General features: G+C 45.7%; 26 protein-coding genes. 1 reads left to right on the plus strand and 25 read right to left on the minus strand.

All coding sequences use genetic code 11. The features are described 5' to 3' along the window. Positions 1 to 27: 27 nt before the first annotated feature. From K1I44_RS04805 to K1I44_RS04885, 17 genes are all read right to left on the minus strand, one after another. Complete coding sequence (locus K1I44_RS04805; protein ID WP_370627963.1) at positions 28 to 597, minus strand: TIGR01440 family protein; 570 nt, start codon at positions 595 to 597, stop codon at positions 28 to 30. Positions 598 to 619: 22 nt separating this feature from the next. Further along, complete coding sequence (gene rpiB, locus K1I44_RS04810; RefSeq protein WP_003397018.1) at positions 620 to 1,063, minus strand: ribose 5-phosphate isomerase B; 444 nt, start codon at positions 1,061 to 1,063, stop codon at positions 620 to 622. Positions 1,064 to 1,150: 87 nt separating this feature from the next. Next, positions 1,151 to 2,440 (minus strand): methyl-accepting chemotaxis protein, encoded by a 1,290-nt coding sequence (locus K1I44_RS04815; RefSeq protein WP_370627959.1) that lies wholly within the window; start codon positions 2,438 to 2,440, stop codon positions 1,151 to 1,153. A 17-nt stretch (positions 2,441 to 2,457) separates the two neighbouring features. After that, positions 2,458 to 2,892, minus strand: a complete 435-nt coding sequence (locus K1I44_RS04820; protein WP_219985437.1) for a low molecular weight protein arginine phosphatase — start codon at positions 2,890 to 2,892, stop codon at positions 2,458 to 2,460. Between the two features lie 107 nt (positions 2,893 to 2,999). Continuing rightward, entirely contained in the window at positions 3,000 to 3,545 is a 546-nt protein-coding gene (locus K1I44_RS04825) for a manganese efflux pump MntP (RefSeq protein ID WP_219985438.1), read from the minus strand. Between the two features lie 62 nt (positions 3,546 to 3,607). Continuing rightward, positions 3,608 to 4,651: an L-threonylcarbamoyladenylate synthase gene (locus tag K1I44_RS04830; RefSeq protein WP_219985439.1), complete on the minus strand. Its 1,044-nt coding sequence runs from the start codon at positions 4,649 to 4,651 to the stop codon at positions 3,608 to 3,610. Between the two features lie 166 nt (positions 4,652 to 4,817). Beyond that, entirely contained in the window at positions 4,818 to 5,450 is a 633-nt protein-coding gene (spoIIR, locus tag K1I44_RS04835) for a stage II sporulation protein R (RefSeq protein WP_219985440.1), read from the minus strand. 90 nt (positions 5,451 to 5,540) lie between these two features. After that, complete coding sequence (gene prmC / locus K1I44_RS04840; protein WP_219985441.1) at positions 5,541 to 6,392, minus strand: peptide chain release factor N(5)-glutamine methyltransferase; 852 nt, start codon at positions 6,390 to 6,392, stop codon at positions 5,541 to 5,543. Further along, positions 6,382 to 7,458 (minus strand): peptide chain release factor 1, encoded by a 1,077-nt coding sequence (prfA, locus tag K1I44_RS04845; RefSeq protein WP_003397036.1) that lies wholly within the window; start codon positions 7,456 to 7,458, stop codon positions 6,382 to 6,384. The genes prmC and prfA overlap by 11 nt, the downstream gene beginning before the upstream one ends. 56 nt (positions 7,459 to 7,514) lie before the next feature. After that, on the minus strand, positions 7,515 to 8,135 hold the full coding sequence (locus tag K1I44_RS04850; protein ID WP_219985442.1) for a thymidine kinase: 621 nt from the start codon (positions 8,133 to 8,135) through the stop codon (positions 7,515 to 7,517). A gap of 84 nt (positions 8,136 to 8,219) precedes the next feature. Continuing rightward, the gene (gene rpmE, locus K1I44_RS04855; RefSeq protein WP_003397039.1) at positions 8,220 to 8,420 is read right to left on the minus strand and encodes a 50S ribosomal protein L31; all 201 of its coding nucleotides are present in this window, start codon (positions 8,418 to 8,420) and stop codon (positions 8,220 to 8,222) included. A 110-nt stretch (positions 8,421 to 8,530) separates the two neighbouring features. After that, positions 8,531 to 9,817 (minus strand): transcription termination factor Rho, encoded by a 1,287-nt coding sequence (gene rho, locus K1I44_RS04860; protein ID WP_003397040.1) that lies wholly within the window; start codon positions 9,815 to 9,817, stop codon positions 8,531 to 8,533. A 164-nt stretch (positions 9,818 to 9,981) separates the two neighbouring features. After that, on the minus strand, positions 9,982 to 10,944 hold the full coding sequence (gene glpX / locus K1I44_RS04865; protein WP_003397041.1) for a class II fructose-bisphosphatase: 963 nt from the start codon (positions 10,942 to 10,944) through the stop codon (positions 9,982 to 9,984). Between the two features lie 26 nt (positions 10,945 to 10,970). Next, positions 10,971 to 12,257, minus strand: coding sequence for a UDP-N-acetylglucosamine 1-carboxyvinyltransferase (locus K1I44_RS04870; RefSeq protein ID WP_003397043.1), 1,287 nt, complete (start codon positions 12,255 to 12,257; stop codon positions 10,971 to 10,973). Between the two features lie 57 nt (positions 12,258 to 12,314). Then, positions 12,315 to 12,962, minus strand: coding sequence for a fructose-6-phosphate aldolase (gene fsa / locus K1I44_RS04875; protein ID WP_003397044.1), 648 nt, complete (start codon positions 12,960 to 12,962; stop codon positions 12,315 to 12,317). Positions 12,963 to 13,044: 82 nt separating this feature from the next. Further along, a complete protein-coding gene (locus K1I44_RS04880; RefSeq protein ID WP_003397045.1) occupies positions 13,045 to 13,905 on the minus strand; it encodes a class II fructose-bisphosphate aldolase in 861 nt (286 codons plus the stop codon). 204 nt (positions 13,906 to 14,109) lie between these two features. Further along, positions 14,110 to 14,469 carry a response regulator gene (locus K1I44_RS04885; protein ID WP_003397047.1) on the minus strand — a complete coding sequence of 120 codons (360 nt, stop codon included), beginning with the start codon at positions 14,467 to 14,469 and terminating at the stop codon, positions 14,110 to 14,112. 167 nt (positions 14,470 to 14,636) lie between these two features. Here K1I44_RS04885 and K1I44_RS04890 point away from each other — a divergent pair, with 167 nt between their 5' ends. Beyond that, positions 14,637 to 15,155: a DUF2529 domain-containing protein gene (locus K1I44_RS04890; RefSeq protein WP_219985443.1), complete on the plus strand. Its 519-nt coding sequence runs from the start codon at positions 14,637 to 14,639 to the stop codon at positions 15,153 to 15,155. A 27-nt stretch (positions 15,156 to 15,182) separates the two neighbouring features. Here K1I44_RS04890 and K1I44_RS04895 read toward each other — a convergent pair whose 3' ends face one another. From K1I44_RS04895 to K1I44_RS04930, 8 genes are all read right to left on the minus strand, one after another. Continuing rightward, positions 15,183 to 16,778: a CTP synthase gene (locus K1I44_RS04895; RefSeq protein WP_219985444.1), complete on the minus strand. Its 1,596-nt coding sequence runs from the start codon at positions 16,776 to 16,778 to the stop codon at positions 15,183 to 15,185. A gap of 156 nt (positions 16,779 to 16,934) precedes the next feature. Further along, entirely contained in the window at positions 16,935 to 17,483 is a 549-nt protein-coding gene (gene rpoE / locus K1I44_RS04900; protein WP_035044959.1) for a DNA-directed RNA polymerase subunit delta, read from the minus strand. A gap of 122 nt (positions 17,484 to 17,605) precedes the next feature. Continuing rightward, on the minus strand, positions 17,606 to 20,860 hold the full coding sequence (icmF, locus tag K1I44_RS04905; RefSeq protein WP_219985485.1) for a fused isobutyryl-CoA mutase/GTPase IcmF: 3,255 nt from the start codon (positions 20,858 to 20,860) through the stop codon (positions 17,606 to 17,608). Between the two features lie 20 nt (positions 20,861 to 20,880). Next, entirely contained in the window at positions 20,881 to 21,504 is a 624-nt protein-coding gene (locus K1I44_RS04910; RefSeq protein ID WP_219985445.1) for a TetR/AcrR family transcriptional regulator, read from the minus strand. 10 nt (positions 21,505 to 21,514) lie between these two features. Continuing rightward, entirely contained in the window at positions 21,515 to 22,654 is a 1,140-nt protein-coding gene (locus K1I44_RS04915; RefSeq protein ID WP_219985446.1) for an acyl-CoA dehydrogenase, read from the minus strand. Further along, on the minus strand, positions 22,651 to 23,802 hold the full coding sequence (locus tag K1I44_RS04920; RefSeq protein ID WP_219985447.1) for an acyl-CoA dehydrogenase: 1,152 nt from the start codon (positions 23,800 to 23,802) through the stop codon (positions 22,651 to 22,653). Before K1I44_RS04920 ends, K1I44_RS04915 begins: the two co-directional genes overlap by 4 nt. Before the next feature lie 13 nt (positions 23,803 to 23,815). Next, positions 23,816 to 24,661: a 3-hydroxybutyryl-CoA dehydrogenase gene (locus K1I44_RS04925; RefSeq protein ID WP_003397058.1), complete on the minus strand. Its 846-nt coding sequence runs from the start codon at positions 24,659 to 24,661 to the stop codon at positions 23,816 to 23,818. Between the two features lie 14 nt (positions 24,662 to 24,675). Further along, positions 24,676 to 25,857, minus strand: a complete 1,182-nt coding sequence (locus tag K1I44_RS04930) for an acetyl-CoA C-acetyltransferase (protein WP_219985448.1) — start codon at positions 25,855 to 25,857, stop codon at positions 24,676 to 24,678. Between the last annotated feature and the right edge of the window lie 105 nt (positions 25,858 to 25,962).

The raw sequence follows: 25,962 nt of genomic DNA on the forward strand, positions 1-25,962 counted from the left end.
CATTTTCAAATGAAAAAGTGAACAAATTTAGCCGATCGAACATGATTTGTTCGCCTTTTCTTGTGAGTATACGGCTCGCTCGCCCCCGATCAATTTCGGTCTCGTTTTGGCAAACGTAACGAAGGCATGCCCAATTTGCTTGACAGATGTCCGCACAGGAACAGCGACATGTTTTAAATGCATGCCAATTAACGTCGCACCAATATCAATTCCCGCATCTGCGCGAATATGTTCAACAACGACAGGATCAGCCAGTTGCGTGTACGCATACGCTGCCATCGCTCCACCTGCGTTGCGGACGGGAATAACCGTTACGATGTCAAGCTGCTTTGCTATAGCTGTTTGCCGCTCAACAACTAACGCGCGGTTTAAATGTTCGCAACATTGAAACGCAAGCTGAACCCCTGTTTCATCATGCCATCGTTTTAACTCTTGAAACAACATGGCTGCGACATCCATCGTTCCTGCCGTCCCAATTTTTTCTCCGATGACTTCGCTCGTGCTGCATCCGATGACGACGATATCGTTTGCTGTCAACGGGACTTGGGCGCGAAATTCAGCTAACGCCGTTTGCCACTGATTAAGCCATTGTTCCATCTCCATCACGCCATTCCCACCTTCACTGTGCACGTTCGTAAGTGGAGATTTTTTGAATACGTTGTTCGTGACGTCCTCCCTCAAATGGTGTAGTAAGCCACACTTTCGCGATTTCTCTTGCTAACCCCGGTCCAATGACGCGCTCCCCCATCGCTAATATATTGCTGTCGTTATGTTCACGCGTCGCCTTTGCGCTAAATACATCGTGAACGAGCGCGCAACGGATACCTTTCACTTTGTTTGCAGCAATGCTCATGCCGATACCTGTTCCGCAAATTAATATGCCGCGGTCAAATTCGCCATTCGCCACTTTCTCTGCTACTGGCAACGCGTAATCTGGGTAATCAACGGACGTTTCACATTCACAACCGAAGTCTGTATACTCGATGCCCATTTCATCCATTAATTTTTTAATTTCTTCACGAATGCGAATGCCTCCATGGTCTGATGCGATTGCTACTTTCACGTTTAAACCCCTCCTTGTTTGTGTAAAGAAAAAACCGTCTCTTTTCATTTTAACGATTCGAGACGGTCTTTTCACCATTTATTATGCTTATAAACGGAAGCGAGCAATCGTTTGTTTTAATTTTTCTGCTTGTTCCCCAAGTTCCGTCGCCAGCTCACGCATGCTTTCAATGACAGCTGTCTGTTCTTGCGTAGCCGCCGTCACTTCTTCCGCGCCAGCCGATGTTTGTTCGGCGATCGCTGCCACTTCTTGTGATTGAACAGATGTTTGCTGAATATATTTCATTTGTTCATCAACAAGTTGAGCAATTTGTTTTACAGCATTTGCGACTTCATGAATGGATGCGCTCATATGGGAGATCGCTTGATTTGTTTCGTTTCCTTTCCTCGCTTCGTCATTCGCTTGCTTCACTTGCTCTGTAATTTGTTGGACGACGTTCGCTACTTCATGTTGAATGTTTTGAACGAGCTCAGAAATACCTTGTACCGCTTTAGCGCTTTCATCCGCCAGCTTTCTTACTTCTTCCGCAACAACCGCAAATCCTTTTCCATGCTCCCCTGCCCGCGCCGCTTCAATGGAAGCATTTAACGCTAATAAATTCGTTTGTCCAGCGATATCTCCGACGAGGGAAATAATTTGACCGACTTCTTTGGCATGATCTTCTAAACGCTGGACAACATGGAGCGAAAATTCATTGCTTTTCGCCAATTGCTGAATGCCAACGATGAGCGAACCGATTACTCGTTGGCTTTCTTCAAGCGTTGTTACCATGTCGGTCGATAGCTTTTCAGACTGCATCGCTTTTTGTTGGACGTTCCCCGCAATCGCTAACACATCTTCTACTGCTTCCGCTGTCGTCTGCATTGCAACGGCAGAATTGTCTGCCCCTTTTGAAATTTCGTCAATCGTTCGCGCGATGTTTTCCGCTTGTTCTGCTGCAACTCGAGAAACGTTTGTCATCTCCACTACCTTTTCATTTGTATGAGCAAAATTTTGTTGAATGTTGCGCACCATTTCGCGCAAGTTTCCAAGCATGTCATTAAACGCAAGCGCCAGTGAACGAATTTCATCGTCGGACTTTGGCACAGGCACATCTTGTCCGATTTCACCTTGCGCTGCTTTTAACGCCGCTTGCTCGAGCTGAGAAAGCGGTTTCGTAATAAAGCGCGCTGCAAAATACGCTAACACGCCTGACCAAAAAATGCCGAGTAATAACGTCAAAATTGTAAACATATTTTTTCCGAATGGAAGCCATTGCTTGACGTAATCGTACAGTACGTAAATGTAAAACGCGCTTGTTGAATACGTAATGATTGCTAATACCGTTGTAAAAATAGCTAGCTTTTTTTGTAAGCTAAATGTGTATTTTCCCCCCATCATACATCCCCCTTGACTTATAGCCTTTCATGTAGCTTTTCAATCGCTTGCTCGAGCTCATCGCGCGTTTGGCGGTACACATCGATAGAACCGCCGAATGGATCAATGACATCTTTATCGTCACCGAGAAATTCGTTTAACGTAAATGTTTTTCCTGCTGCTTCTGGAAAGCGCGACAGCACATGTTGTTTATGACTTTCGGTCATCGTTAATATGTACGTCGCCCAGTCAATATGTTCTTTCGATAATAACGTCGCACGATGGTCGATATGGATTCCTTTTTCAGCGAGCGCAGCTTTTGCATGTTGTGAAGCATCACTCCCATCAAACGCAAAGATGCCGGCTGATCTCACTTGCACATGCGGCAATTGTTTATGCTTTAACAACGCTTCGGCCATCGGACTGCGGCACGTATTTCCTGTACATACAAACAAAACGTTCGTTTGGTCCACAACGTACACCTCTCATCATTTCCCACATGTTTACTATTATTATAAAACAAACGGTAGGACAAAATATAGACCAAACAAAAGAAAAAAAAGAACTGGAAATTCCCAGATCACAACGGAAATAACAGTTTACAAGCAAACAAAAGCAAAATAGCTCCACCTAATACTTCGCTATATGTACCTAGCCAACGTTGAAAGCGGCGTCCAAGAAGCAGCCCCATCCACGTTAATATCATACTCGTCAATCCAAACGCCATGACCGCTAATGCTATTTCTACCCCATAAATCCCTAAACTCAACCCGACAGAAAAGCTGTCAAGGCTGACGCTAAATGCAAATACAAACAAACCGATACCGATCGGCCTCAACCAATTCTCTTGTTCATGACGAAAGGAGGCGATGACCATTTGTATACCGAGAATAAACAACAGCGTCCCACCAATGTATGTCGCCATATGTCCAAGCTGAACAGATAACAGTCGCCCCAGCCCCATGCCAATTAAAGGCATAATCACATGAAAACAGCCGACGGTCAATCCAACATAGACAATTTGCTTCAGACGGAGCCGAAGCAGTCCCATGCCGAGGCTGACCGAAAATGCATCCATCCCTAATGCAAACGCCATCATCGCTAATGTCACGATTTCTCCAACCATACGAATGCCCCCTTAGGACGTGCCCTCACGTTAACATATGCACATCCTAAGGAGTTTAGACATCATTTTTCCATCAATTGTTGATAACCAGCTGCCTTTAGCAATCGATTCATAATAGCGGCCCCGATGCCTTCGTTCGGAAACGCCTCGCTATAAATGAAATGTACATGTGTTTCATCAAACGTTCGTAACGCGTCATAAAGCTGTTTTGCAACCGTTCGTAAATCGCTTCGTCGTCCGCACGCAATAACGACATCAGCTTCATACGTATCGCGCCGCTCTTCCGTCGTCAACACTCCTACAGTGAATCCACTCGCTCGTTTTTCATTCACGACTTGTTGTAAAAATGACGGTGAGCCGTACACAACGACGAGCGGAGCTTTCGGGGCGTAATGTGTATATTTCATCCCTGGAGATTTCGGCACAGCCTCTTTTTCCACAAGTGCGCGGTCGATATCCACAGCTCCGATCACCCGTTCAATTTCTTCTTTTGTCACACCGCCCGGCCTTAAAATGGTCGGGATGGCTGACGTGCAGTCTATAACCGTTGACTCAACTCCAACACCTGTCGCTCCCCCATCGACAACAGCTGCAATCCGTCCATCTAAGTCGTCGAGCACATGTTTCGCCGTCGTCGGACTCGGTCTTCCTGAACGATTCGCACTCGGTGCAGCAATAGGCAAACCGCTCGCTTGGATAAGGGCAAGCGCAATCGGATGGTTCGGCATGCGCACGGCTACCGTGTTCAAACCGGCAGTAACGCGCGGAGAGACAGCATCTTTTTTCGGCAAAACGAGCGTGAGCGGACCCGGCCAAAAATGATCCATTAACGTATACGCGACAGACGGAATGTCACAAGCAACATCGTGCAGCTGTTCCTTCGTCGCAATGTGGACAATAAGTGGATTATCGCTCGGTCTTCCTTTTGCGATAAATATATTTTCCACAGCAGATGTGGACATCGCATTCGCTCCTAGACCATATACGGTTTCTGTCGGAAAAGCGACAAGCTCATCTCGCTTCAAATACGAAGCGGCTTCTATAATCTGTGGATAAGTGCTTAAATCATCCACATTTTTATCCACAAAAAATATGCGTGTCTTCAACGTTTTCACCTCATAAACATTCGAGTTGTTCGTTTTTTATCCGGTTTTATCCTTGTTGGACAACCGTTTCTTCAATTGAGTATAAAAAATTGCCACAACATACACAATAATTGTCCACAAATTGTGAATAAGTTTCTTCTTTTTGTTGATAATTTTGTGGATATATTTATTGCATCAGCTTTTTCCATACTTCCGCAACGAAAAATTTCACTTCTACTTCCTGTTCATCATCAACAACGAGCGGAGTTGCGTCTGTTTGTACAGCTTCTTCTTGTTGTTCATTTCGTTTTTCCACAGAACGAACCGCTTCACCTGTGGAAAAGTCGAGAAAACAAAGCGGTGGAAATAAAACGCACCACCAATTCGCCCCTTCACCCTTGCCGAGCGTAATTAATACGGCATCATACTCCCCGGCAGGATATATGTACGATCCATATATTTTTGTCGGAAACGACACGCGTCCGAACGTTACTGTATACGATTGGTCGCTCTTCTTTTCGCGAACAATGCGCGCAACGGTTTGTTCAATTTCCGGTATATGTTCGGCAATTACTCGTTTTGCTTCTTCAAATGACGTTAAATCGCTCACCCATGTTGTAATTTGATCGTTTACCGCATCGCGAACGGCACGTTTTAACGCTTGATCAGCTGGTGCATCGCTATTTGCTAAAATGCGTAGCCGCACCGCTTCATTTGGAATGACAACATCTCCTTGCGCTTCCGTTTGTTGTCCGTATATCGCGACAATCGCACCAATCATCACCATTGTTATATATACCATCATAACGTATTTGTTCATCGTTTACCTCCCCTTTCTTGTTATGCATTGTAACCAGGGGAGAAGCGTTATAAACTATGAAAATAAAAAAATATAAAAAAGCTTCCGATGTTACTCGGAAGCGAGATCGGCGATGACGATGCGCTCCTTGCCGTTTATATCACACATCACATCCACACGCGCAGAAGGAAATGCATGTTGCAACATCGCTTGAACAGCTCGACCTTGACCGTGACCGATTTCAAACGCAATAAGCGATCGATCGGAAACGACGCGGGGAAGTTGCTGCGTCAAACGGCGGTAAAACAACAAACCATCTTCGCCACCGACAAGTGCGCGGAGCGGTTCTTTTTGTACGACGGGCGATAGCGTCGAAATTTCGTGCGATGGAATGTATGGCGGATTGGAAACGACGATATCGACCGTTATCCCTTTTTCGATGATCGGCTTAAGTAAGTCTCCTTCGAGCCAATGCACGTGAGCGCCAAGCTTTTCGGCATTTTGTTTAGCCACTTCGAGCGATCGGACGGCAATATCAATGCCATACACTTGCCATGCTGGCCGCTCTAACGCCAACGTAATGGCAATCGCCCCGCTCCCTGTTCCGACGTCAACTAGACGAAGGGGCTGTTCGGTCGTACGTGCAAGTATGTGGGCGACGAGCTCTTCCGTTTCTGGACGCGGAATGAGTACGTGTTCATTCACGATAAACGTTCGTCCGTAAAACTGTTCATATCCGATTAAATATTGAATCGGTATATGTTCAAGCGCATGTTTTTTTACATCAGCGATAAATGTTTGCTTGCTCGTTTCATCGATTGGTTCACGCAACGAAGCAAATAATTGCGCGCGCGTCATGTGCAAATGGTGGCGCAACAACCATTCTGCAGCCGTTTCTTCTTTGCCGTGCTCTCGGAAAAAAGAAGAAGCCCATTGAAGGACTTCATATATTTTACTGCTCATTGTTCGCTTGCTCCAATTTTTTCGATTGATCGTCTAAAATGAGCGCATCAATAATTTCGTCTAGCTTTCCTTCTAACACTTGATCAAGCTTTTGAATCGTCAAGCCGATGCGATGATCGGTCACGCGGTTTTGTGGGAAGTTGTATGTGCGAATGCGCTCGGAGCGATCTCCTGTTCCGACGGCTTGTTTGCGCGTTTGATCATACTCCGCACGCGCTTCTTGTTGGTATTTATCGTAAATGCGCGCACGCAATACTTTCATCGCTTTTTCTTTATTTTTAATTTGCGATTTTTCGTCTTGGCAAGACACGACAATACCTGTTGGGATGTGCGTTAAACGAACGGCTGACATCGTCGTATTGACGCTTTGCCCCCCCGGACCGCTTGATGCAAACGTATCGACACGAATGTCTTTTTCGTTAATTTCAATTTCGATTTCTTCCATCTCCGGCAAGCAAGCGACTGTCGCCGTTGATGTATGAATGCGCCCGCCTGATTCTGTCTCTGGTACACGCTGAACGCGATGGGCACCGTTTTCGAACTTCAGCTTCGAATACGCTCCTTTTCCTTGAATCATAAAAATGATTTCTTTATAGCCTCCAAGTCCTGTCGGATGTGCTTCAATGACTTCTGTTTTCCACCCTTGCGACTCGGCATAGCGCGTATACATGCGATATAAATCGCCTGCAAAAAGCGCTGCTTCCTCTCCACCTGCCGCTCCGCGAATTTCCATAATAACGTTTTTATCATCGTTCGGATCTTTCGGAAGCAACAATACTTTTAGTTTTTCAACAAGCTGCTCTTCACGCTCTTCTAGTTCGCTAATTTCTTCTTTCACCATTTCGCGCATATCTGGATCGAGCTTTTCTTCAAGCATCGCTTTCGCATCCGCAAGCTGCTCACGCACCGTTTTATATTCACGATACGTTTGGACAGTCTCAGCTAAATCGGATTGCTCTTTTGAGTAATCACGCAACTTTTTCGGATCATTTAACACATCTGGATCCATTAATAGTTCATTTAATTTTTCATAACGGGCTTCTACCGCTTGTAAACGATCGAACATTTTTCTCACCTCGACTTTTCATTATATCATAAACGATCATACGAAAAAACTCGCCCTTATGGACGAGTCGCCGTCTCTGTACATGTTTTATTTTTCGCTGGATGATCGGGCACTTCATGATGATGGCGGCAACGTGGTTCGTACGATTCGCTCGCACCGATTAAAATGACAGGATCATAATAAGATGCAGGACGTCCGTCAATGAGCCGCTGCGTGCGCGATGCTGGGGAACCGCAGACAGTACAAACAGCTTGTAGCTTTGTCACCGATTCAGCGATGGACATTAACGTTGGAACGGGACCGAACGGCTCACCGCGAAAGTCTTGGTCCAATCCAGCTACAATGACGCGATACCCTTCATCAGCAAGCTGTTGCACGACGGCAACGACATGCTCATCAAAAAACTGCACTTCATCAATTGCCACAACGTCCGTATGCGCAGTAATATGCTTGCGAATGTCTGATGCACATGACACAGGAATAGCGATAACAGATGTTCCATTATGGGAAACGACAGCTTCTTCGCTATATCGATTATCAATCGCTGGCTTAAACACTTTCACTTCTTGCTTCGCGAACTGCGCGCGGCGTACACGACGAATGAGCTCCTCTGATTTTCCCGAAAACATGCTGCCACAAATGACTTCAAGCCAGCCGGATTGCTTCATAACATACATGAGGGCGTCCCCTTTCTTTCAAGCTTTCACGAAAAAAACAGGCAAGTGAAAAATGTTCGCTTGCCTGTTTTCATGACATACGGATTACTTAAGGCCGTATTTTTTGTTAAATTTATCAACACGTCCTGCAGCAGAAGCGAATTTTTGACGTCCTGTGTAGAATGGATGGCACGCTGAGCAAATTTCTACGCGCACTTCGTCTTTAACAGAACCGCTCTCAAACTCGTTTCCACACGCACATTTAACCATCACTTTTTTATAGTTTGGATGGATTCCTGCTTTCATCTCATTTCATCTCCTTCCGCCCTGAATCTTTTCGAAACAGAGTTTATATGCAATGAAAAACACACATGATAAAATTATAACAACCGTCCCGATGTTTTGCAACTATCCATTTATAACCGTTTTAAATTTCCATTTGCTTTCCACTCTTCATCTAACATCGCAAAAAACTCGTCGTTCGTTTTCGTTTGCTTTAAACGTTGAATAAAACGTTCAATAAAGTCTGGCGTGTCCGACATCGTCTTGCGAATCGCCCATAATTTTTCTAAATGTTCCCTCGGAATTAATAACTCTTCTTTTCGCGTGCCAGAACGACGAATGTCGATGGCAGGGAAAATACGTTTTTCCGCTAGTGATCGGTCGAGATGAAGCTCCATGTTTCCTGTTCCTTTAAATTCCTCGTAAATGACGTCATCCATGCGCGAACCTGTGTCGACAAGGGCGGTAGCTAAAATTGTTAAACTGCCCCCTTCTTCAATGTTGCGCGCCGCCCCGAAAAATCGCTTCGGACGATGGAATGCCGCTGGGTCAATTCCTCCCGAAAGCGTACGCCCGCTTGGCGGAATGACTAAGTTGTACGCCCTCGCTAACCGCGTAATGCTGTCCATTAAAATGACGACGTCACGCTTATGTTCGACAAGACGCATCGCCCGTTCGAGCACAAGCTCCGCCACTTTAATATGGTTTTCTGGCACTTCATCAAACGTGGAGCTGACGACATCGGCTGATACAGAACGTTCAATGTCCGTCACTTCCTCTGGGCGTTCATCAATGAGCAAGACAATCAGTTCAACATCAGGGTGATTCGTTGTGATGCTGTTGGCGATTTCTTTTAATAACATCGTTTTTCCTGCTTTTGGCGGTGCGACAATTAAGCCGCGCTGACCGAATCCGATCGGAGCAATCAAGTCGATGAGGCGGGTAGATAGCTTGTCCGGCGTCGTTTCCAGCTTCATTTGACGGCTTGGGTAAAGCGGTGTGAGCGCTGGGAAATGGACGCGTTCTTTCGCGATTTCTGGGTCTTCACCGTTTACAGCCTCAACGTGCAATAAGCCGAAATATCGTTCATTTTCTTTTGGCGGCCGCACTTTTCCTGAAACTTTATCACCGTTGCGCAAATCAAAACGACGAATTTGCGATGCGGAAATATAAATATCTTCCGAACTCGGGGAATAGTTAATCGGACGCAAAAAGCCGAATCCTTCTGATTGAATAATTTCAAGCACGCCTTCCATGAAAAAGAGGCCGTCTTGCTCGGCGCGCGCTTTTAAAATCGCAAAAATTAATTCTTTTTTTGTCAGTTTGCTGTAATATGAAATTTTGTATTGGCGAGCTAACTCATATAGCTCTTTAATTGTCATATTTTCTAGCGTTGCAATCGTTAAATCTCCTAGCTCCATACTTACACCACTCTTTTATTTATTTTGATGAATTTCTCTTTGGATGGAAACAGCGAAGATGAAAAGATGATGAGAAGGGACGTAACACGACTATTTTACCCTTTTTTCATATTGTCAATCAATAGAAAAAGAGCGAGAGCGCAAAAAGTTCGCGCATCTCGCGATCACTTCATAACAAGGTTCGGCTTTTTCTTCAAGCTATGGCGTCCTTCAATAAAACGAACGGTTCCTGATTTCGCCCGCATGACAATTGAATGCGTCTCTCCGTACGCCCCTTTGAATTGAACGCCGCGAAGCAATTCCCCGTCAGTGACACCCGTTGCGGCAAAAATAGCGTCATCCCCTTTGACGAGGTCCTCCATGCGCAACACACGGTTTATATCTAAGCCCATGCTCTTGCATCGTTCTACTTCAGCATCGTTTTGCGGCAACAGTTTTCCTTGTATTTCTCCACCGAGACATTTGAGCGCGACAGCGGCTAATACCCCTTCTGGTGCACCGCCTGAACCGAACAAAATGTCTACCCCTGTATGATCGAACGCTGTATTGATCGCCGCCGCAACGTCGCCGTCATTAATAAGCTTAATGCGCGCCCCCGCTTCGCGCAACTCGGCAATGATGCGCTCATGGCGCGGACGATTCAAAACGATCGCTACAACGTCTTCCACATCTTTATTTTTTGCTTTAGCGACAGCTTTTAAATTATCGATAATGGGAGCGTTAATATCAATCATGCCGACCGCTTCTGGTCCAACCGCAATTTTGTCCATATACATGTCTGGTGCGTGAAGCAAGTTACCGTGATCTGCTACTGCTACAACAGCTAATGCATTCCAACCACCAGAAGCGACGATGTTTGTCCCTTCAAGCGGGTCGACCGCTACATCGACGCGCGGACCGTAACCGTTACCGAGCTTCTCGCCAATATATAACATCGGAGCTTCATCCATTTCACCTTCTCCGATGACGACTGTTCCTTTCATCGGAACGGTGTCAAATACATCGCGCATAGCGGACGTGGCAGCTTCATCCGCTTCGTCTTTTTTGCCGCGCCCCATCCAGCGCGCTGCGGCTAGCGCAGCCGCCTCTGTCACTCGGACAAGCTCCATTGATAAACTTCTTTCCATCGTTTCTCCCTCTCCCCTTTGATGCATTATATGTTCTTCATTTGTTCAATTTCTTGTTCAGTCATTTGTTCGCGCCAAATCGTCGCGCCAAGATTGGCCAGTTTGTCAACTAAGTTGCTATAGCCGCGATCAATATGTTCCAACCCTGTAATTTCTGTAATCCCTTCGGCCATTAATCCAGCAACGACAAGCGCTGCTCCTGCGCGCAAATCGGTCGCACGCACTTTTGCCCCTTGCAGCCGCGATGGTCCTGTAATGATCGCTGAACGCCCTTCGACTTTCACATTGGCGTTCATGCGCCGCAATTCATCAATATGTTTGAAACGCGCACTATAAATCGTGTCGGTGACGATGCTCGTCCCAGACGCTTTCGTTAATAGTGAAGTGAATGGCTGTTGTAAATCGGTCGGGAAGCCCGGATAAACGAGCGTTTTAATATCGACTGCGCGTAAGTGATCTTTCGTCGCTACAAAAATTTGGTCATCGCTCGTTTCCACACTAACGCCCATCTCGCGCATTTTCGCAATCACAGCTTCTAAATGTTGTGGAATGACGTTATCAATGACGACTTCTTTTCCCATTGCTGCACCGATAATCATGTACGTCCCCGCTTCAATGCGATCCGGAATAATGGAATGGCGGCAACCGTGCAACTGTTCAACACCATCAATGCGAATGACGTCTGTTCCTGCTCCTTTGATGCGCGCACCCATATTTGTTAACAGCGTCGCTACATCAATAATCTCCGGTTCTTTTGCCGCGTTTTCAATAATCGTTCTCCCTTTCGCTAAGACAGCAGCTAACATAATGTTGATCGTCGCCCCGACGCTAACGACATCTAAGTAAATGCGCGCACCCCGAAGCTCTTCCGCCCGTAAATAAATCGCGCCTTGTTCATTTGTTACCTTCGCCCCGAGCGCCTCGAATCCTTTAATGTGTTGGTCGATCGGACGCGGACCGAGATGACACCCACCCGGAAGACCGATGACCGCCTTTTTAAAACGTCCTAGCATGGCGCCCATTAAATAATATGACGCGCGCAACTTTTTTACTTTTCCGTTCGGTAAAGGCATGGAAACGATATGCGACGGGTCGATGGCAACTTCGTTTTCATCGAAATGAAACGTCCCGCCAATTTCTTCAATTAACTGTCCTAGCACATGAACGTCTGAAATGTTCGGCAACCCTTCAATGACTACAGGTGAGTTGGCTAAAATAGCGGCGGGAATGAGAGCGACAGCGCTATTTTTCGCCCCGCTAATGCGCACGGAGCCTCGAAGAAGGTCACCGCCAACGATTTTTAACTTTTCCATATTTGTCTCCCTTCTCGCAAAGCAAGTACTAAAACGCGACGGAAAACGGTTCGATCATCATTTTTGGTTCGCTTTATTCCAGTCTGCTAAAAACTTTTCGATGCCTTGATCTGTTAGTGGATGCTTAAACAGTTGCATCAACACGTTGTAAGGAACTGTCGCGATGTGCGCCCCTTTTAATGCCGCTTCTGTCACATGTTGTGGATGACGGATAGATGCGGCGATAATTTCCGTTTCAATATCGTGAATCGCAAAAATGTTTGCGATCGTTTCAATTAAATCTAAGCCGTTATGACCGATATCATCGAGGCGTCCTAAAAATGGAGAGACGTACGTTGCACCAGCGCGTGCCGCTAACAACGCTTGATTTGCGCTAAAGATGAGCGTGACGTTCGTTTTAATTCCTTTTTCACTAAACACTTTTACCGCTTTTAGTCCCTCTGGCGTCATTGGCACTTTAATTGTAATGTTTGGAGCAATTTTCGCTAACTCTTCTCCTTCTGCAATCATTCCTTCTGCATCTGTTGCAATCACCTCAGCGCTAACGGAGCCTGAAACGAGAGAAGTAATTTCACGAAGGCGATCGTGGAATGATACGTTTTCTTTGGCAACGAGGCTCGGATTGGTCGTTACCCCCGCTAAAATGCCAAGTTCGTGAGCGTGGCGAATTTCGTCAATGTTCGCTGTGTCAATAAAAAATTTCATAATTTTCAACCTCCTAAACGCTTTCAAAATGGAATGAAACAAAACCGCCCGCTTCAGCAAGGCTGAAACGGCGCGGCTTGTATTACAACGCTTTGCCGGAAGAACCGAACTCGCGCATTTTGCCAATCACTGTTTCTTTAATCGCATCGCGACCAGGGCCAAGGAATTTACGAGGATCGTACACTTTTTCGTCTTTCGCTAACACTTCGCGCACTACTTTTGTAAACGCCATTTGATTTTCTGTATTGACGTTAATTTTTGATGTACCTAAAGAAATGGCGCGTTGAATTTGCTCTGTTGGAATGCCTGTTCCACCATGCAATACGAGCGGCACACCTGTACGATCACGAATTTCTTCCATTTCTTTAAATCCTAACTTCGGCTCACCTTTGTATGGGCCGTGCACAGAGCCGAGCGCAGGTGCTAAACAGTCAATGCCTGTACGCTTCACAAGCTCTTCGCACTCATCTGGATTTGCATAAATGATTCCTTCTGCAACAACGTCATCTTCTTGTCCGCCGACTGTTCCGAGTTCAGCCTCAACAGACACCCCGCGCGCATGAGCGTACTCTACTACTTTTGATGTAATGTCAACGTTTTCTTCAAACGGGTGATGGGATGCGTCAATCATAACGGACGTAAATCCAGCATCGATCGCTGCTTTACATTTTTCAAAGCTCGAACCGTGGTCAAGGTGAATGGCGACAGGAACAGTAATATTCATGTCTTCCATTAATCCTTTCACCATGTTTACAATCGTCTTAAAGCCGCCCATATAGCGAGCTGCTCCTTCAGACACACCAAGAATGACAGGAGATTTCTCTTCTTCTGCCGCCGCTAAAATAGCTTGCGTCCATTCTAAGTTGTTAATATTGAATTGACCGACCGCATACTTACCCGCCAATGCTTGCTTAAGCATTTCCGTCATTGAAACTAAAGGCATCGTTAAATCCTCCTTAAATGTAGCCATTGTTCACTATCCGAAAGCGCCTTTCACATGTACAATGACCAAAATACGACAAATTTATACAAGACGGTCTCGAATAGTATGTACATTATAAGAATAACAAACTTTGTTTCCATCCATCAACATTATTCACCGAAACGAACAAAACTTTGTGAAAAAAGTTCAAAAAGCTGTCAATGGTTAACCAATATATTTTTTTACTGCATCACGCATATCATCAATGTCAAAAGGTTTCGCAAAATGCGTCAACGCACCGAGCTTTTTCGTTTCATGAATCATATCGAGTTCTCCGTAGGCCGTCATCACGATGACTTTCACATGTTCGTTCATCTGTTTCATTCTCTTTAAAATTTCTACCCCATCCATCCCAGGAATTTTCATATCTAACAGCACTAAATCGGGAGAATGTTTCGCAAATATATCGAGCGCCTGAATGCCGTTCGCCGCTTGGTACGTTTCGTATCCTTCTTTTTGAAACACTTCATTTAGTAAAATACGAATGCCAAACTGGTCGTCCACAATTAAAATCTTCCCCGCCATACTCAACACCTCTATTTTCTCTTTATATCATACCCCTATTTTTATTATCGTATCATTATTTCGAAATTTTTACCATTTATCCTGCTTGCTGTTCGAATTTTGATCATTTTTTTATTTTTTAATATAATGAACAACAAACGAGTAGTCGCATGAAAAGGAGATTAGTCATGTTAAAAATATTATGCACACAACTTGCAGGGGTGTTTCAACGAATAAGTGCCCAAGAAGAACAACAGTTTGAAGATGCGGCACGGCTGCTTGCGCAAGCGATGATTAGCGAAGGAACGATTTTCATTTACGGGATTGGTGAAATGGAAGCGGTCGTTGTTGAAGCGTTGCATGGGGCTGAACGATTCCCAAACGTCAAACGGTTCAATATGGACGATGTAACAACTGTGGATCGCGTGCTTATCATCTCCCGCTTTTGCACAGATGAAGAAGCAATTCGCCTCGCCAAACAACTACGCGAACAAAACATATGGACGATCGGTATGTCATCTATTGTGGAGGCGATGGAGACATCGCTTGTCGACCACGTCGATGTGCATATTGATTTATGTTTAAAACAGCCGCTCGTTCCAACAGAAGATGGCACACGTATCGGCTTCCCTTCGGCAGTCGCTGCTTTGTTCGCTTATCATAGTTTAGTGCTGATGACAAAAGAAATTGTGAGCGAATATGAATAAGAGGATGCCCATAGCGGACATCCTCTATTATTTTTCTAGCGATGCGCGAATAAATTCGCGGAAAAGAGGTTGTGGACGTGTCGGGCGAGATGTAAATTCCGGATGGAATTGCGCCGCAACAAACCACGGATGATCTTTTAACTCAATAATTTCTACAAGACGGCCATCTGGGCTTGTACCTGAAAACATAAAGCCGTTCTCTTCCATCATCGTACGATATTCGTTATTAAATTCATAACGATGACGATGGCGCTCATAAATGACTTCATCTTGATACGCATCATACGCTTTCGTTCCTTCTACAAGCTTGCACGGATATAAGCCGAGGCGAAGCGTTCCGCCTAAATCTTCAATGTCTTTTTGTTCCGGCAATAAATCGATAATCGGATGCGGCGTATTCGGATCAATTTCTGCCGAGTGAGCGCCTTTTAAACCGACGACATGGCGGGCAAACTCAACGGATGCCAGCTGCATGCCTAAACAAATGCCAAGGAACGGAATGCGCTGTTCGCGAGCGTAGCGAATCGCTTCAATTTTTCCTTCGATGCCGCGATCGCCAAATCCGCCTGGAACGAGAATACCGTTTACTCCTTGCAGCAATTGCGCCACGTTGTCCCGATCAACATGTTCGGAGTTAATCCAACGAATATCGACATCCGTATCAAACGCATATCCCGCATGACGTAACGCTTCCACGACAGAGATGTAAGCATCTTGAAGCTCGACGTATTTTCCGACGAGGGCAATCGTTGTTTTGTTTGATAAGTTGCGCACTTTTTCAACGAGCGCGATCCATTCTGTCATATCCGCTTCGTTGCAGTTTAGTTTTAAATGTTCGCAAACGATTTGGTCTAACTTTTGTTCTTGAAGCATAAGCGGGACAGCGTATAACGTGTCAGCGTCACGCGCTTCAATGACCGCTTTCGGATCGATGTCGCAAAATAGGGCGATTTTATCTTTCATATCTTGGGACATCGGCATTTCTGTGCGCACGACGATCACGTTTGGTTGAATGCCTAGGCTGCGCAATTCTTTGACGCTATGTTGCGTCGGTTTCGTCTTCATCTCACCTGCCGCCTTAATGTACGGGACAAGCGTACAATGAATGTACATCACGTTTTCGCGGCCAACGTCGCTTTTTATTTGACGAATCGCTTCTAAAAACGGGAGGGATTCAATGTCACCAACTGTCCCTCCGATTTCTGTAATAACGACATCCGCATTCGTTTCGCGACCTGCGCGAAAGACGCGCTCTTTAATTTCATTCGTAATGTGCGGAATGACTTGTACCGTACCGCCTAAATAATCACCGCGACGTTCTTTTTTCAATACAGTGGAGTAAATTTTTCCCGTCGTTACGTTGCTGTATTTGTTCAAGTTAATGTCGATAAAGCGCTCGTAATGTCCTAAATCTAAGTCTGTTTCTGCGCCATCATCTGTGACGAATACTTCTCCGTGTTGATACGGACTCATCGTCCCCGGGTCAACGTTAATGTATGGATCAAATTTTTGAATCGTCACTTTTAAGCCGCGATTTTTTAGCAATCGGCCAAGTGATGCAGCCGTAATTCCTTTCCCAAGCGATGATACAACGCCACCTGTTACGAAAATATATTTGGTCATGAAACCTTCCCCCTCAACTCATTTGGAATAGTTACAGTGTGTGCGAATTCGGGGAAAAATAAAAACGCTCCACTTACAAATTAGTAAGGGAGCGAACGTATCTCTATGAAAAGAGCCCAAACAGAATTCTACATATATCGATGTAAAAAGTCAAGGTTATAATTCCTCATCTTCTTCTAACTCAAGCTCTTCATCGACGACATCTAATTCTTCGTCAATCGGAGCATCGTCTAAATCTAGTTCTTCATCTAATAAATCGTCGATCACTTCTTCATCTTCGTCTAAAGCAAATTCATCGTCAAGCAATTCCTCGTCCTCTAACAATTCTTCATCTAAATCGTCGTATACGAGTTCATCTTCATCCATTAGCTCATCGAAATCATCAAAGTCATCGGCCGCTTTTTTCTTCTTCTTGACGCGTTCCACAGGTACCGCTTCGTCTTCTGTTTGATCGTATGGATACCATGCGCGCAAGCCCCAAGCTGTTTCCCCGATACAAATAAACCGTCCATCGACGTTTAAATCTGTATAAAACTGCGCCAAGCGCGGGCGCACTTCACTTTCGGATAACCCTTTTATCGCGACGAGCTGTTCGACCATCTCTTGAAATGATACCGTCTGCTTTTTCTCACACAATAGCAAATACGCAAGTTCGACGAAAGACATCTCTCGCAATTGTTCTTGAGAGTATTGCTCCAAACTCACTTTCCGCACTCCCTTTCTCCAACGTATGAAAACATCAAAAATCCATACCATTCATTATAAACAAATTCATTTACTTTATGCTAGAGCGTTGCCCAAAAAAAATGTCGGGACATTCCCCGACATTACATATTGCGGCGATATTGTCCACCGACTTCGTACAACGCCTTCGTAATTTGTCCTAAGCTTGCTACTTTTACCGTCTCCATCAGTTCAGCGAAAATGTTTCCACCGCTTACTGCTACATGTTTTAATCGTGCAAGCGCCTCTTCTACTTCCCCTTTATGCTCTTCATGGAATATGCGCAAGTTTTCAAGTTGCAACTGTTTTTCCTCGTATGATGCGCGAGCAAGCTGCAAGCTCTCAATTTCTTCTTCGACAGCAGCATTCGGATTTAAATACGTGTTTACTCCGATAATCGGGAGTTCCCCACTATGTTTTTTCATCTCATAATACATTGACTCGTCTTGAATTTTGCCGCGCTGATATTGCATCTCCATCGCTCCGAGCACGCCGCCACGCTCATCGAGACGTTCAAACTCTTTTAACACTGCCTCCTCAACTAAATCGGTTAACTCCTCAATAATGAATGAACCTTGCAGCGGGTTTTCATTTTTCGTCAACCCGTGCTCTTTTGTAATAATGAGCTGAATGGCCATCGCGCGACGAACAGATTCTTCCGTCGGTGTAGTAATTGCCTCATCATAAGCGTTCGTATGGAGCGAGTTGCAATTGTCATGAAGCGCCATAAGCGCTTGTAACGTCGTGCGAATGTCGTTAAAGTCGATTTCTTGGGCATGTAGTGAACGACCCGACGTTTGTACGTGATATTTCAATTTTTGGCTCCGTTCATTTGCTCCGTATTTTTCGCGCATCGCTACCGCCCAAATGCGCCGTGCGACCCGACCGATTACGGTATATTCTGGATCGAGACCGTTGCTGAAGAAAAATGATAAGTTTGGTGCAAAATCATCAATATGCATACCCCGGCTTAAATAGTATTCCACGTACGTAAAGCCGTTAGCGAGCGTAAATGCCAATTGCGTAATCGGGTTCGCTCCCGCCTCGGCAATATGATAGCCTGAGATCGAAACAGAATAGTAGTTGCGCACGCGGTTGTCAATGAAATATTGTTGAATGTCCCCCATCATGCGCAAAGCGAATTCCGTCGAGAAAATACACGTATTTTGCCCTTGGTCTTCTTTTAAAATATCGGCTTGCACCGTTCCGCGCACCGTTTGCAGCGTCCATGCTTTCACTTGCTCGTATTCTTCTTTTGTCAGCTTTCGCCCAAGCTCCGCTTCTTTCTTTTCGACTTGTTGATCGATCGCTGTGTTCATAAACATCGCTAAAATGATCGGCGCCGGACCGTTGATCGTCATCGATACGGACGTGAGCGGATCGCACAAATCAAAACCTTTGTATAGCTTTTTCATATCATCTAACGTACAAACGCTTACACCGCTCTCGCCAATTTTTCCAAAAATGTCCGGGCGTTCGTTCGGATCCTCGCCATATAGCGTTACAGAATCAAACGCTGTGCTCAGCCGTTTCGCGTGATCATCTTTACATAAGTAATGGAAACGTCGGTTCGTCCGCTCTGGCGTCCCTTCCCCTGCAAATTGCCGCTTCGGATCCTCTCCTTGCCGTTTAAACGGAAATACGCCTGCTGTAAACGGAAACGCGCCCGGAACGTTTTCTTTATAAATCCATCGTAAAATTTCCCCGTAATCTTTAAACTTCGGCAACGCTACTTTTGGAATATCTAAACCTGCTAAACTTTTTGTCGTTAGTGGGGTGACGATTTCTTTATCCCGCACTTTCGTCACAAACTCTTTTGCGGCATATTTCTTTTTCACGTCTTCCCATGATGCTAACAGCTTTCTTGACTCCGGCGTTAATTTTTCTTCATATGATCGCTTAGCCTCTTGCAAAGCTGCCACCGCTTGTTCATCATGGCGCTCGTTCATCGTTTCGATGGCGCCTTCAAGCTGAAATACGCGACGAGCGATGTCACATTGCTCATTGACGCGTTTATGATATTGTCGGATCGTATCAGCAATTTCCCGCAAATAATGGCGCCGTTCGTTCGGAATGATCACATTTTGTTTTTCGACATGATCGACTTTTTGTAACGTCGTCGTCCAATTTGTTCCCATTCGTTCGTTAATTAAGTCGATTAATGCAACAAAGAGCGTATTTGTTCCTGGGTCGTTAAATTGGCTTGCGATTGTACCAAACACAGGCATTTCGCTCACATCGCGATCAAACAATTGATGGCTTCGTTGATATTGTTTTTGCACTTGGCGTTTCGCATCTTCTGACCCTTTGCGTTCAAATTTATTAATAACGATCAGATCGGCATAGTCGATCATATCGATTTTTTCAAGCTGTGATGGGGCACCGAACTCGCTCGTCATGACATACATCGCAATGTCGCAAATATCTTTAATCGCCGCATCACCTTGCCCGATCCCGCTCGTCTCAACAATTACTAAATCAAAACCTGCCGCTTTGACAACGTCAATTGCATCTTGAATCGCAAGCGACAATTCCGAACGGGAGCTGCGCGTCGCTAAGCTGCGCATATAGACACGCGGGGAAGAAATCGCATTCATACGAATGCGGTCGCCAAGCAACGCACCACCTGTTTTTTGTTTTGTCGGATCAACGGACAAAATGGCCACTTTTTTGTCTGGAATTTCGTTTAAAAAGCGACGGACAAGCTCATCAGTAAGCGAGCTTTTGCCGGCCCCGCCTGTTCCTGTAATCCCGACGACGGGAACGCACTTGGCCATCGCTTTGACCCTTTGTAAAACCGCTTCTGCTGTCGCAGCTACTTCACTATGGGCATTTACGCGGTTTTCACACACAGTAATTAATCGCGCCACCGCTTGAACATCCCCGTTTGCTAATCGTTCCACTTCATCTGTTATTTCTCTGACCGTTGGGAAATCGCATTCTTCCATCATGATGTTAATCATTCCTTGCAACCCGTAACGCCGCCCGTCTTCTGGTGAAAAAATACGAGCGATCCCATACGCGTGCAATTCTTTTATTTCCCTTGGAATAATCACACCGCCACCGCCACCGTAAATGCGAATATGCGAAGCGCCTCGCTGCTGCAATAAGTCGTACATATATTTAAAAAATTCCATATGTCCGCCTTGATACGAAGATACAGCAATCCCTTGTACGTCTTCTTGAATCGCAGCGTTCACAATTTCTTCTACTGAACGATTATGCCCTAGATGAATGACCTCCGCTCCGCTCGCTTGTAAAATGCGACGCATAATGTTAATGGCCGCATCGTGTCCATCAAACAAACTTGATGCCGTTACAAAGCGAACATGATGTTTCGGACGATAAATGTGCGCCATCTTTCTCCCATCCCCTTTCGCTACCGCTTCATAATGCCTTCGAGCAATAGCTTTGTTTGCCATTCAATATATTCATCGAGCGTATACATTTTTTTCAACGCCCACCGACGGAACCCCCACATTTGACCGAGAACGAAAATGTTATGTGCAAATAATTGAATTTCTTTTTCTGTAAGGGAAAATACCCCGTTGTCGACACAGCGCCGTAAAATATGTTCAAACATCGCCACCATTTGCAATTCTTTGTTTAACACGTACGGGAGCGATTCTTTGCCGAGCGACTTCGCTTCTTGATACATGACAAGCACTTCATCTTGCAGCTCGTCAACAACGCGAAAATAGTAATCAATCGCTAATTTTAACCCGTCTAAATCCCCTTTTGTCGTATCGATTGCTTGCTCCATGCGATCGCGTACTTCATCGTAAATTCGGTCGCACACTAAATAAAGAACGTCTTCCTTTTTGCGAATGTATTCGTATAACGTTCCGATGCTAAAGCCAGAAGCGCGGGCAATTTCGCGCGTCGTCGTCTGGTGAAACCCTTTTTGTTTAAATAACGAAATTGCCCCTTTAATCATTTGATTGCGCCTTTTTTTCACAAGCCGTTCGTCTTTCACAGACGCGGGCACTTCACGCTTCTTCATTACATCACTCCTATTTCGTTAACATTCTTGAAATAACGATGCGCTGAATTTCTTGCGTGCCTTCATAAATTTGCGTAATTTTTGCATCGCGCATAAAGCGTTCTACTGGATAATCTTTCGTATAGCCGTAACCACCGAAAATTTGTACCGCTTCAACGGTGACTTTCATCGCTGTATCCCCTGCAAACAGTTTCGCCATCGCTGATTCTTTTCCGTACGGTAAGCCGTTTGATTCAAGCCATGCGGCTTGATATGTTAATAAACGCGCCGCTTCAATGGCCGTTGCCATATCCGCTAGTTTAAAAGCGATACCTTGTTGTTCTGCGATTGGTTTGCCGAATTGAACGCGCCCTTTCGCATATTCAACCGCTGCGTCTAACGCCCCTTGTGCGATGCCAACCGCCTGCGCCGCAATGCCGTTTCGACCGCCATCGAGCGTCATCATCGCAATTTTAAATCCTTCTCCTTCTTGACCGAGTAAATTTTCTTTCGGAATGCGGCAATCTTCAAAAATGAGCTCAGTCGTTGGCGATGAACGAATGCCAAGCTTTTTCTCCTTTTTCCCGATCGAAAACCCAGGCGTTCCTTTTTCAACAATAAATGCGCTAATGCCGCGATGCTTTTTCTCTGGATCCGTGACCGCAAAAACGATATAAATTTCCGCTTCTCCGCCGTTTGTAATCCATACTTTTGAGCCATTTAGTACGTAATGGTCGCCATCGCGCACGGCACGCGTTTTCATCGATGACACGTCAGAACCAGCCCCCGGTTCAGACAACCCGTATGCTCCAAGCTTTTCACCTGTTGCTAATGCCCGTAAATACGTTTGTTTTTGTTGTTCTGTCCCAAATTTATAAATCGGCCAACTCGCTAACGAAATGTGAGCGGAAAGCGTTACTCCTGTTGATGCGCACACTTTCGACAGTTCCTCAACAGCAATCACGTATGCTAAATAGTCGCTCCCGATGCCGCCGTATTCCTCTGGCCATGGGATGCCTGTTAAGCCAAGCTCCGCCATTTTATTAAAGATACTGCGATCAAACCGCTCTTCTTCATCGCGTTCGGCCGCTGTCGGCGCGACTTCATTTTTCGCAAAATCGCGCACCATTTTTCGAATCATTTCATGCTCTTCACTTAACTGAAAATTCATTTCCCCATCCCCCTTAACACATGTTTACTAATGACGAGCCGTTGAATTTCGCTCGTTCCTTCGTAAATTTCACATACTTTCGCGTCGCGGAATAACCGCTCGACCGGATAGTCTTCTGTATAGCCATTTCCGCCGAAAATTTGCACCGCTTCAATCGCGTTTTCCATCGCTGTTTTTGATGCAAACAGCTTCGCTATCGATGCTTCTTTTCCGCACGGCATGCCGTTTGTACGCAAAAAGGCAGCATGATACACGAGCAATTTGGCCGCTTCAACATTCGTTGCCATATCTGCTAGTTTAAAAGCGATCCCTTGTTGCTCGGCAATTGGCTTGCCGAACTGAATGCGTTCTTTCGCATAGCTCGTCGCATGTTCCAGCGCTGCTTCGGCAATGCCGAGCGACTGCGCCGCAATGCCGATGCGCCCGACATCTAAATTAGCCATCGCGATTTTAAAGCCATCCCCTTCTTGCCCGAGCAAGTTTTCTGCTGGCACACGCATATCTTCAAACGACAGTTGTACCGTGCGCGATCCGTGAAGCCCCATTTTTTTCTCGTCTTTTCCAATAACAAGACCGGGCGTCTGTTTTTCAACGATAAATGCGCTAACTCCTTTGCTTCCCTTTTCTTCTAGATTTGTGCGGGCAAACACGATGTACGTATCCGCTTCGCCACCGTTTGTAATAAATACTTTTGAGCCGTTTAATACGTAATGGTCACCATCGCGAATGGCTGTCGTTTTTAAACTCGCCGCATCGGAACCTGATCCTGGCTCTGTTAAACAAAACGCCCCTAAATATTCGCCCCGAGCGAGCTTTGGCACATATTTTCGCTTCTGCTCTTCCGTTCCGAAGTATAAAATCGGGTTTGTGCCGACGGATGTATGAACGGATAAAATGACCCCGACAGTTGCGCTTACTTTTGAAATTTCATGAATGGCAATAATGTATGACGTAAAGTCCATCCCTGCGCCGCCATATTGCTCAGGCACAGTAATGCCCATTAAACCAAGCTCTGCCATTTTTTCGAGAATGGGGCGCGGAAACTCTCCCCGCTCCATGCGCTCGACAAACGGTGCAATTTCATTTTCCGCAAACTCGCGCACCATTTGACGCATCATTTGTTGTTCTTCTGTAAAATGTAAATTCATGATGCCAACCCCTTTATTCGTACGTGTAAAATCCTCGTCCCGTTTTTCTTCCGAGCCAGCCCGCTTTCACATATTTGCGTAAAAGCGGACACGGACGGTATTTGTCATCCCCAAGTCCATCATGAAGCACTTCCATAATGTATAAACACGTATCTAATCCGATGAAATCGGCTAAGGTGAGAGGTCCCATCGGATGATTCATCCCAAGCTTCATCACTTCGTCAATCGCTTCTTTTGTCGCAACCCCTTCATATAAACAATAAATTGCCTCGTTAATCATCGGCATTAATACGCGGTTAGAAACAAATCCTGGGAAGTCGTTCACTTCAACTGGCACTTTTCCTAACGTTTTTGTCATTTGTTCAATCGCTTCATACACTTCATGAGCTGTTGCGAGACCGCGAATAATTTCGACGAGTTTCATAATCGGTACTGGGTTCATAAAATGCATGCCAATCACTTTTTCTGGTCGTTTCGTTGCTGCAGCGATTTCTGTAATTGGTAGCGAGGACGTATTTGTTGCTAAAATGGCATGCGGAGGTGTGATTTCATCTAGCTGGGCAAACAGTGCTGTTTTCACATCCATATGTTCAACGACTGCTTCAATGACGACATCGACGTCGCTTCCATCACGCAAATCGGTCGATGTGCGAATGCGGCTCATCGCTTCATCGCGCTGTTGTTCGCTTAGCGCTCCTTTTTCGACGAATTTGTTTATACTTTTTGTGATATTGTTAAGCCCCCATTGTACGCGCTCTTCATTGACATCGTTTAAAATAACGTCATATCCTGCTGTGGCGCACACTTGGGCAATGCCTGATCCCATTTGACCAGCACCAACAACCATTACTTTTTTCATCGTCCCATCCCCCGTTAATGAACTTCAATCATGATCGCATCACCTTGACCGCCACCGCTGCAAATCGCTGCGATGCCAGTGCCGCCTCCGCGACGTTTTAATTCGTGAATAAGCGTAATAATGATGCGCGCCCCACTTGCTCCGATCGGGTGCCCAAGCGCGATCGCGCCGCCATTGACGTTTACTTTTTCTTCCGGCAAGTCGGCAATTTTCATGCTCGCTAAAGCGACGGAAGCAAACGCTTCGTTAATTTCAAATAAATCAATGTCGTTTGCTGTTTTTCCTGTTTTGCGCAACAATTCATTAATGACAATGCCGGGCGTTTTCGGAAAATCTTTCGCTTCAATCGCAATCGCCGCATGTGCAACAATCGTCGCAAGCGGAGTAAGACCTTCTTTTTGCGCCCGTTCTTCGCTCATTAATACGAGCGCGGCAGCCCCGTCATTGACCCCTGGTGCATTGCCTGCGGTAATCGTTCCCGTCGGATCAAAAACTGGTGCAAGTTGCGCTAATTTTTCAAGCGATGTATCTTTTCGTGGCGATTCATCAACCGCTACCGTGATCGGTTCTCCTCTTCGTTGTGGAACGGTAATAGGAACAATTTCTTCTGCCAGTTTGCCGCCTTCCATTGCAGCAATCGCTAATTGATGGCTTCGATACGCCCAACGATCTTGCTCTTCGCGCGTAATGCCTAACTCTTTTGCTGTTTCGCTTCCGTAAATCCCCATATGCACGCCTGTAAAGCTGCATGTCAATCCGTCATACACCATCATATCTTTTACCGTCGAATCGCCCATGCGCAATCCCCAGCGCGCTTTCGGCAACATATACGGCGCATTGCTCATCGATTCCATTCCCCCAGCCACGATCACGTCGGCATCACCTGCGCGAATAATTTGATCGCCGAGCGTGACGCTACGCATCCCTGAGGCGCACACTTTGTTGATCGTCTCCGTTTTCGTCTCCCAGGGAATGCCTGCCTCTCTTGCGGCTTGTCGCGATGGGAGCTGCCCTTGTCCACCTTGCAATACCGTGCCGAAAATGACTTCATCGACATCTTCTGCACGAACGTTTGCGCGCACTAACGCCTCCTTGATCGCCTTTCCACCGAGCTGCGCTGCGCTAAATGAGCTTAAACTTCCACCAAACTTTCCGAATGGCGTGCGTACCCCGCTAACAATGACCGTTTTCCCCATGTTTCTCCCCCTTTTCGTAATAAGAAAGCCCTTTCAAAAATGTTGAGCGAACGCTCGTTCAATTATGGACGGGCAAAGAAGGCGCACGCAACCGTACACCTTCCT

This window comes from Anoxybacillus sp. ST4, assembly GCF_019448545.1.
GTDB classification, from domain to species: Bacteria; Bacillota; Bacilli; order Bacillales; family Anoxybacillaceae; genus Anoxybacillus; species Anoxybacillus pushchinoensis.

Excerpts from the sequence above, each read along its gene's own strand:
- K1I44_RS04805 (WP_370627963.1), bottom strand. The coding sequence starts at position 597 with ATGGAACAATGGCTTAATCAGTGGCAAACGGCGTTAGCTGAATTTCGC.
- K1I44_RS04815 (WP_370627959.1), bottom strand. The coding sequence starts at position 2,440 with ATGGGGGGAAAATACACATTTAGCTTACAAAAAAAGCTAGCTATTTTT.
- K1I44_RS04825 (WP_219985438.1), bottom strand. The coding sequence starts at position 3,545 with ATGGTTGGAGAAATCGTGACATTAGCGATGATGGCGTTTGCATTAGGG.
- spoIIR (WP_219985440.1), bottom strand. The coding sequence starts at position 5,450 with ATGAACAAATACGTTATGATGGTATATATAACAATGGTGATGATTGGT.
- prmC (WP_219985441.1), bottom strand. The coding sequence starts at position 6,392 with ATGAGCAGTAAAATATATGAAGTCCTTCAATGGGCTTCTTCTTTTTTC.
- prfA (WP_003397036.1), bottom strand. The coding sequence starts at position 7,458 with ATGTTCGATCGTTTACAAGCGGTAGAAGCCCGTTATGAAAAATTAAAT.
- K1I44_RS04850 (WP_219985442.1), bottom strand. The coding sequence starts at position 8,135 with ATGTATGTTATGAAGCAATCCGGCTGGCTTGAAGTCATTTGTGGCAGC.
- rpmE (WP_003397039.1), bottom strand. The coding sequence starts at position 8,420 with ATGAAAGCAGGAATCCATCCAAACTATAAAAAAGTGATGGTTAAATGT.
- rho (WP_003397040.1), bottom strand. The coding sequence starts at position 9,817 with ATGGAGCTAGGAGATTTAACGATTGCAACGCTAGAAAATATGACAATT.
- glpX (WP_003397041.1), bottom strand. The coding sequence starts at position 10,944 with ATGGAAAGAAGTTTATCAATGGAGCTTGTCCGAGTGACAGAGGCGGCT.
- K1I44_RS04870 (WP_003397043.1), bottom strand. The coding sequence starts at position 12,257 with ATGGAAAAGTTAAAAATCGTTGGCGGTGACCTTCTTCGAGGCTCCGTG.
- fsa (WP_003397044.1), bottom strand. The coding sequence starts at position 12,962 with ATGAAATTTTTTATTGACACAGCGAACATTGACGAAATTCGCCACGCT.
- K1I44_RS04880 (WP_003397045.1), bottom strand. The coding sequence starts at position 13,905 with ATGCCTTTAGTTTCAATGACGGAAATGCTTAAGCAAGCATTGGCGGGT.
- K1I44_RS04885 (WP_003397047.1), bottom strand. The coding sequence starts at position 14,469 with ATGGCGGGGAAGATTTTAATTGTGGACGACCAGTTTGGCATTCGTATT.
- K1I44_RS04890 (WP_219985443.1), top strand. The coding sequence starts at position 14,637 with ATGTTAAAAATATTATGCACACAACTTGCAGGGGTGTTTCAACGAATA.
- K1I44_RS04895 (WP_219985444.1), bottom strand. The coding sequence starts at position 16,778 with ATGACCAAATATATTTTCGTAACAGGTGGCGTTGTATCATCGCTTGGG.
- icmF (WP_219985485.1), bottom strand. The coding sequence starts at position 20,860 with ATGGCGCACATTTATCGTCCGAAACATCATGTTCGCTTTGTAACGGCA.
- K1I44_RS04910 (WP_219985445.1), bottom strand. The coding sequence starts at position 21,504 with ATGAAGAAGCGTGAAGTGCCCGCGTCTGTGAAAGACGAACGGCTTGTG.
- K1I44_RS04915 (WP_219985446.1), bottom strand. The coding sequence starts at position 22,654 with ATGAATTTTCAGTTAAGTGAAGAGCATGAAATGATTCGAAAAATGGTG.
- K1I44_RS04920 (WP_219985447.1), bottom strand. The coding sequence starts at position 23,802 with ATGAATTTACATTTTACAGAAGAACAACAAATGATGCGTCAAATGGTG.
- K1I44_RS04925 (WP_003397058.1), bottom strand. The coding sequence starts at position 24,661 with ATGAAAAAAGTAATGGTTGTTGGTGCTGGTCAAATGGGATCAGGCATT.
- K1I44_RS04930 (WP_219985448.1), bottom strand. The coding sequence starts at position 25,857 with ATGGGGAAAACGGTCATTGTTAGCGGGGTACGCACGCCATTCGGAAAG.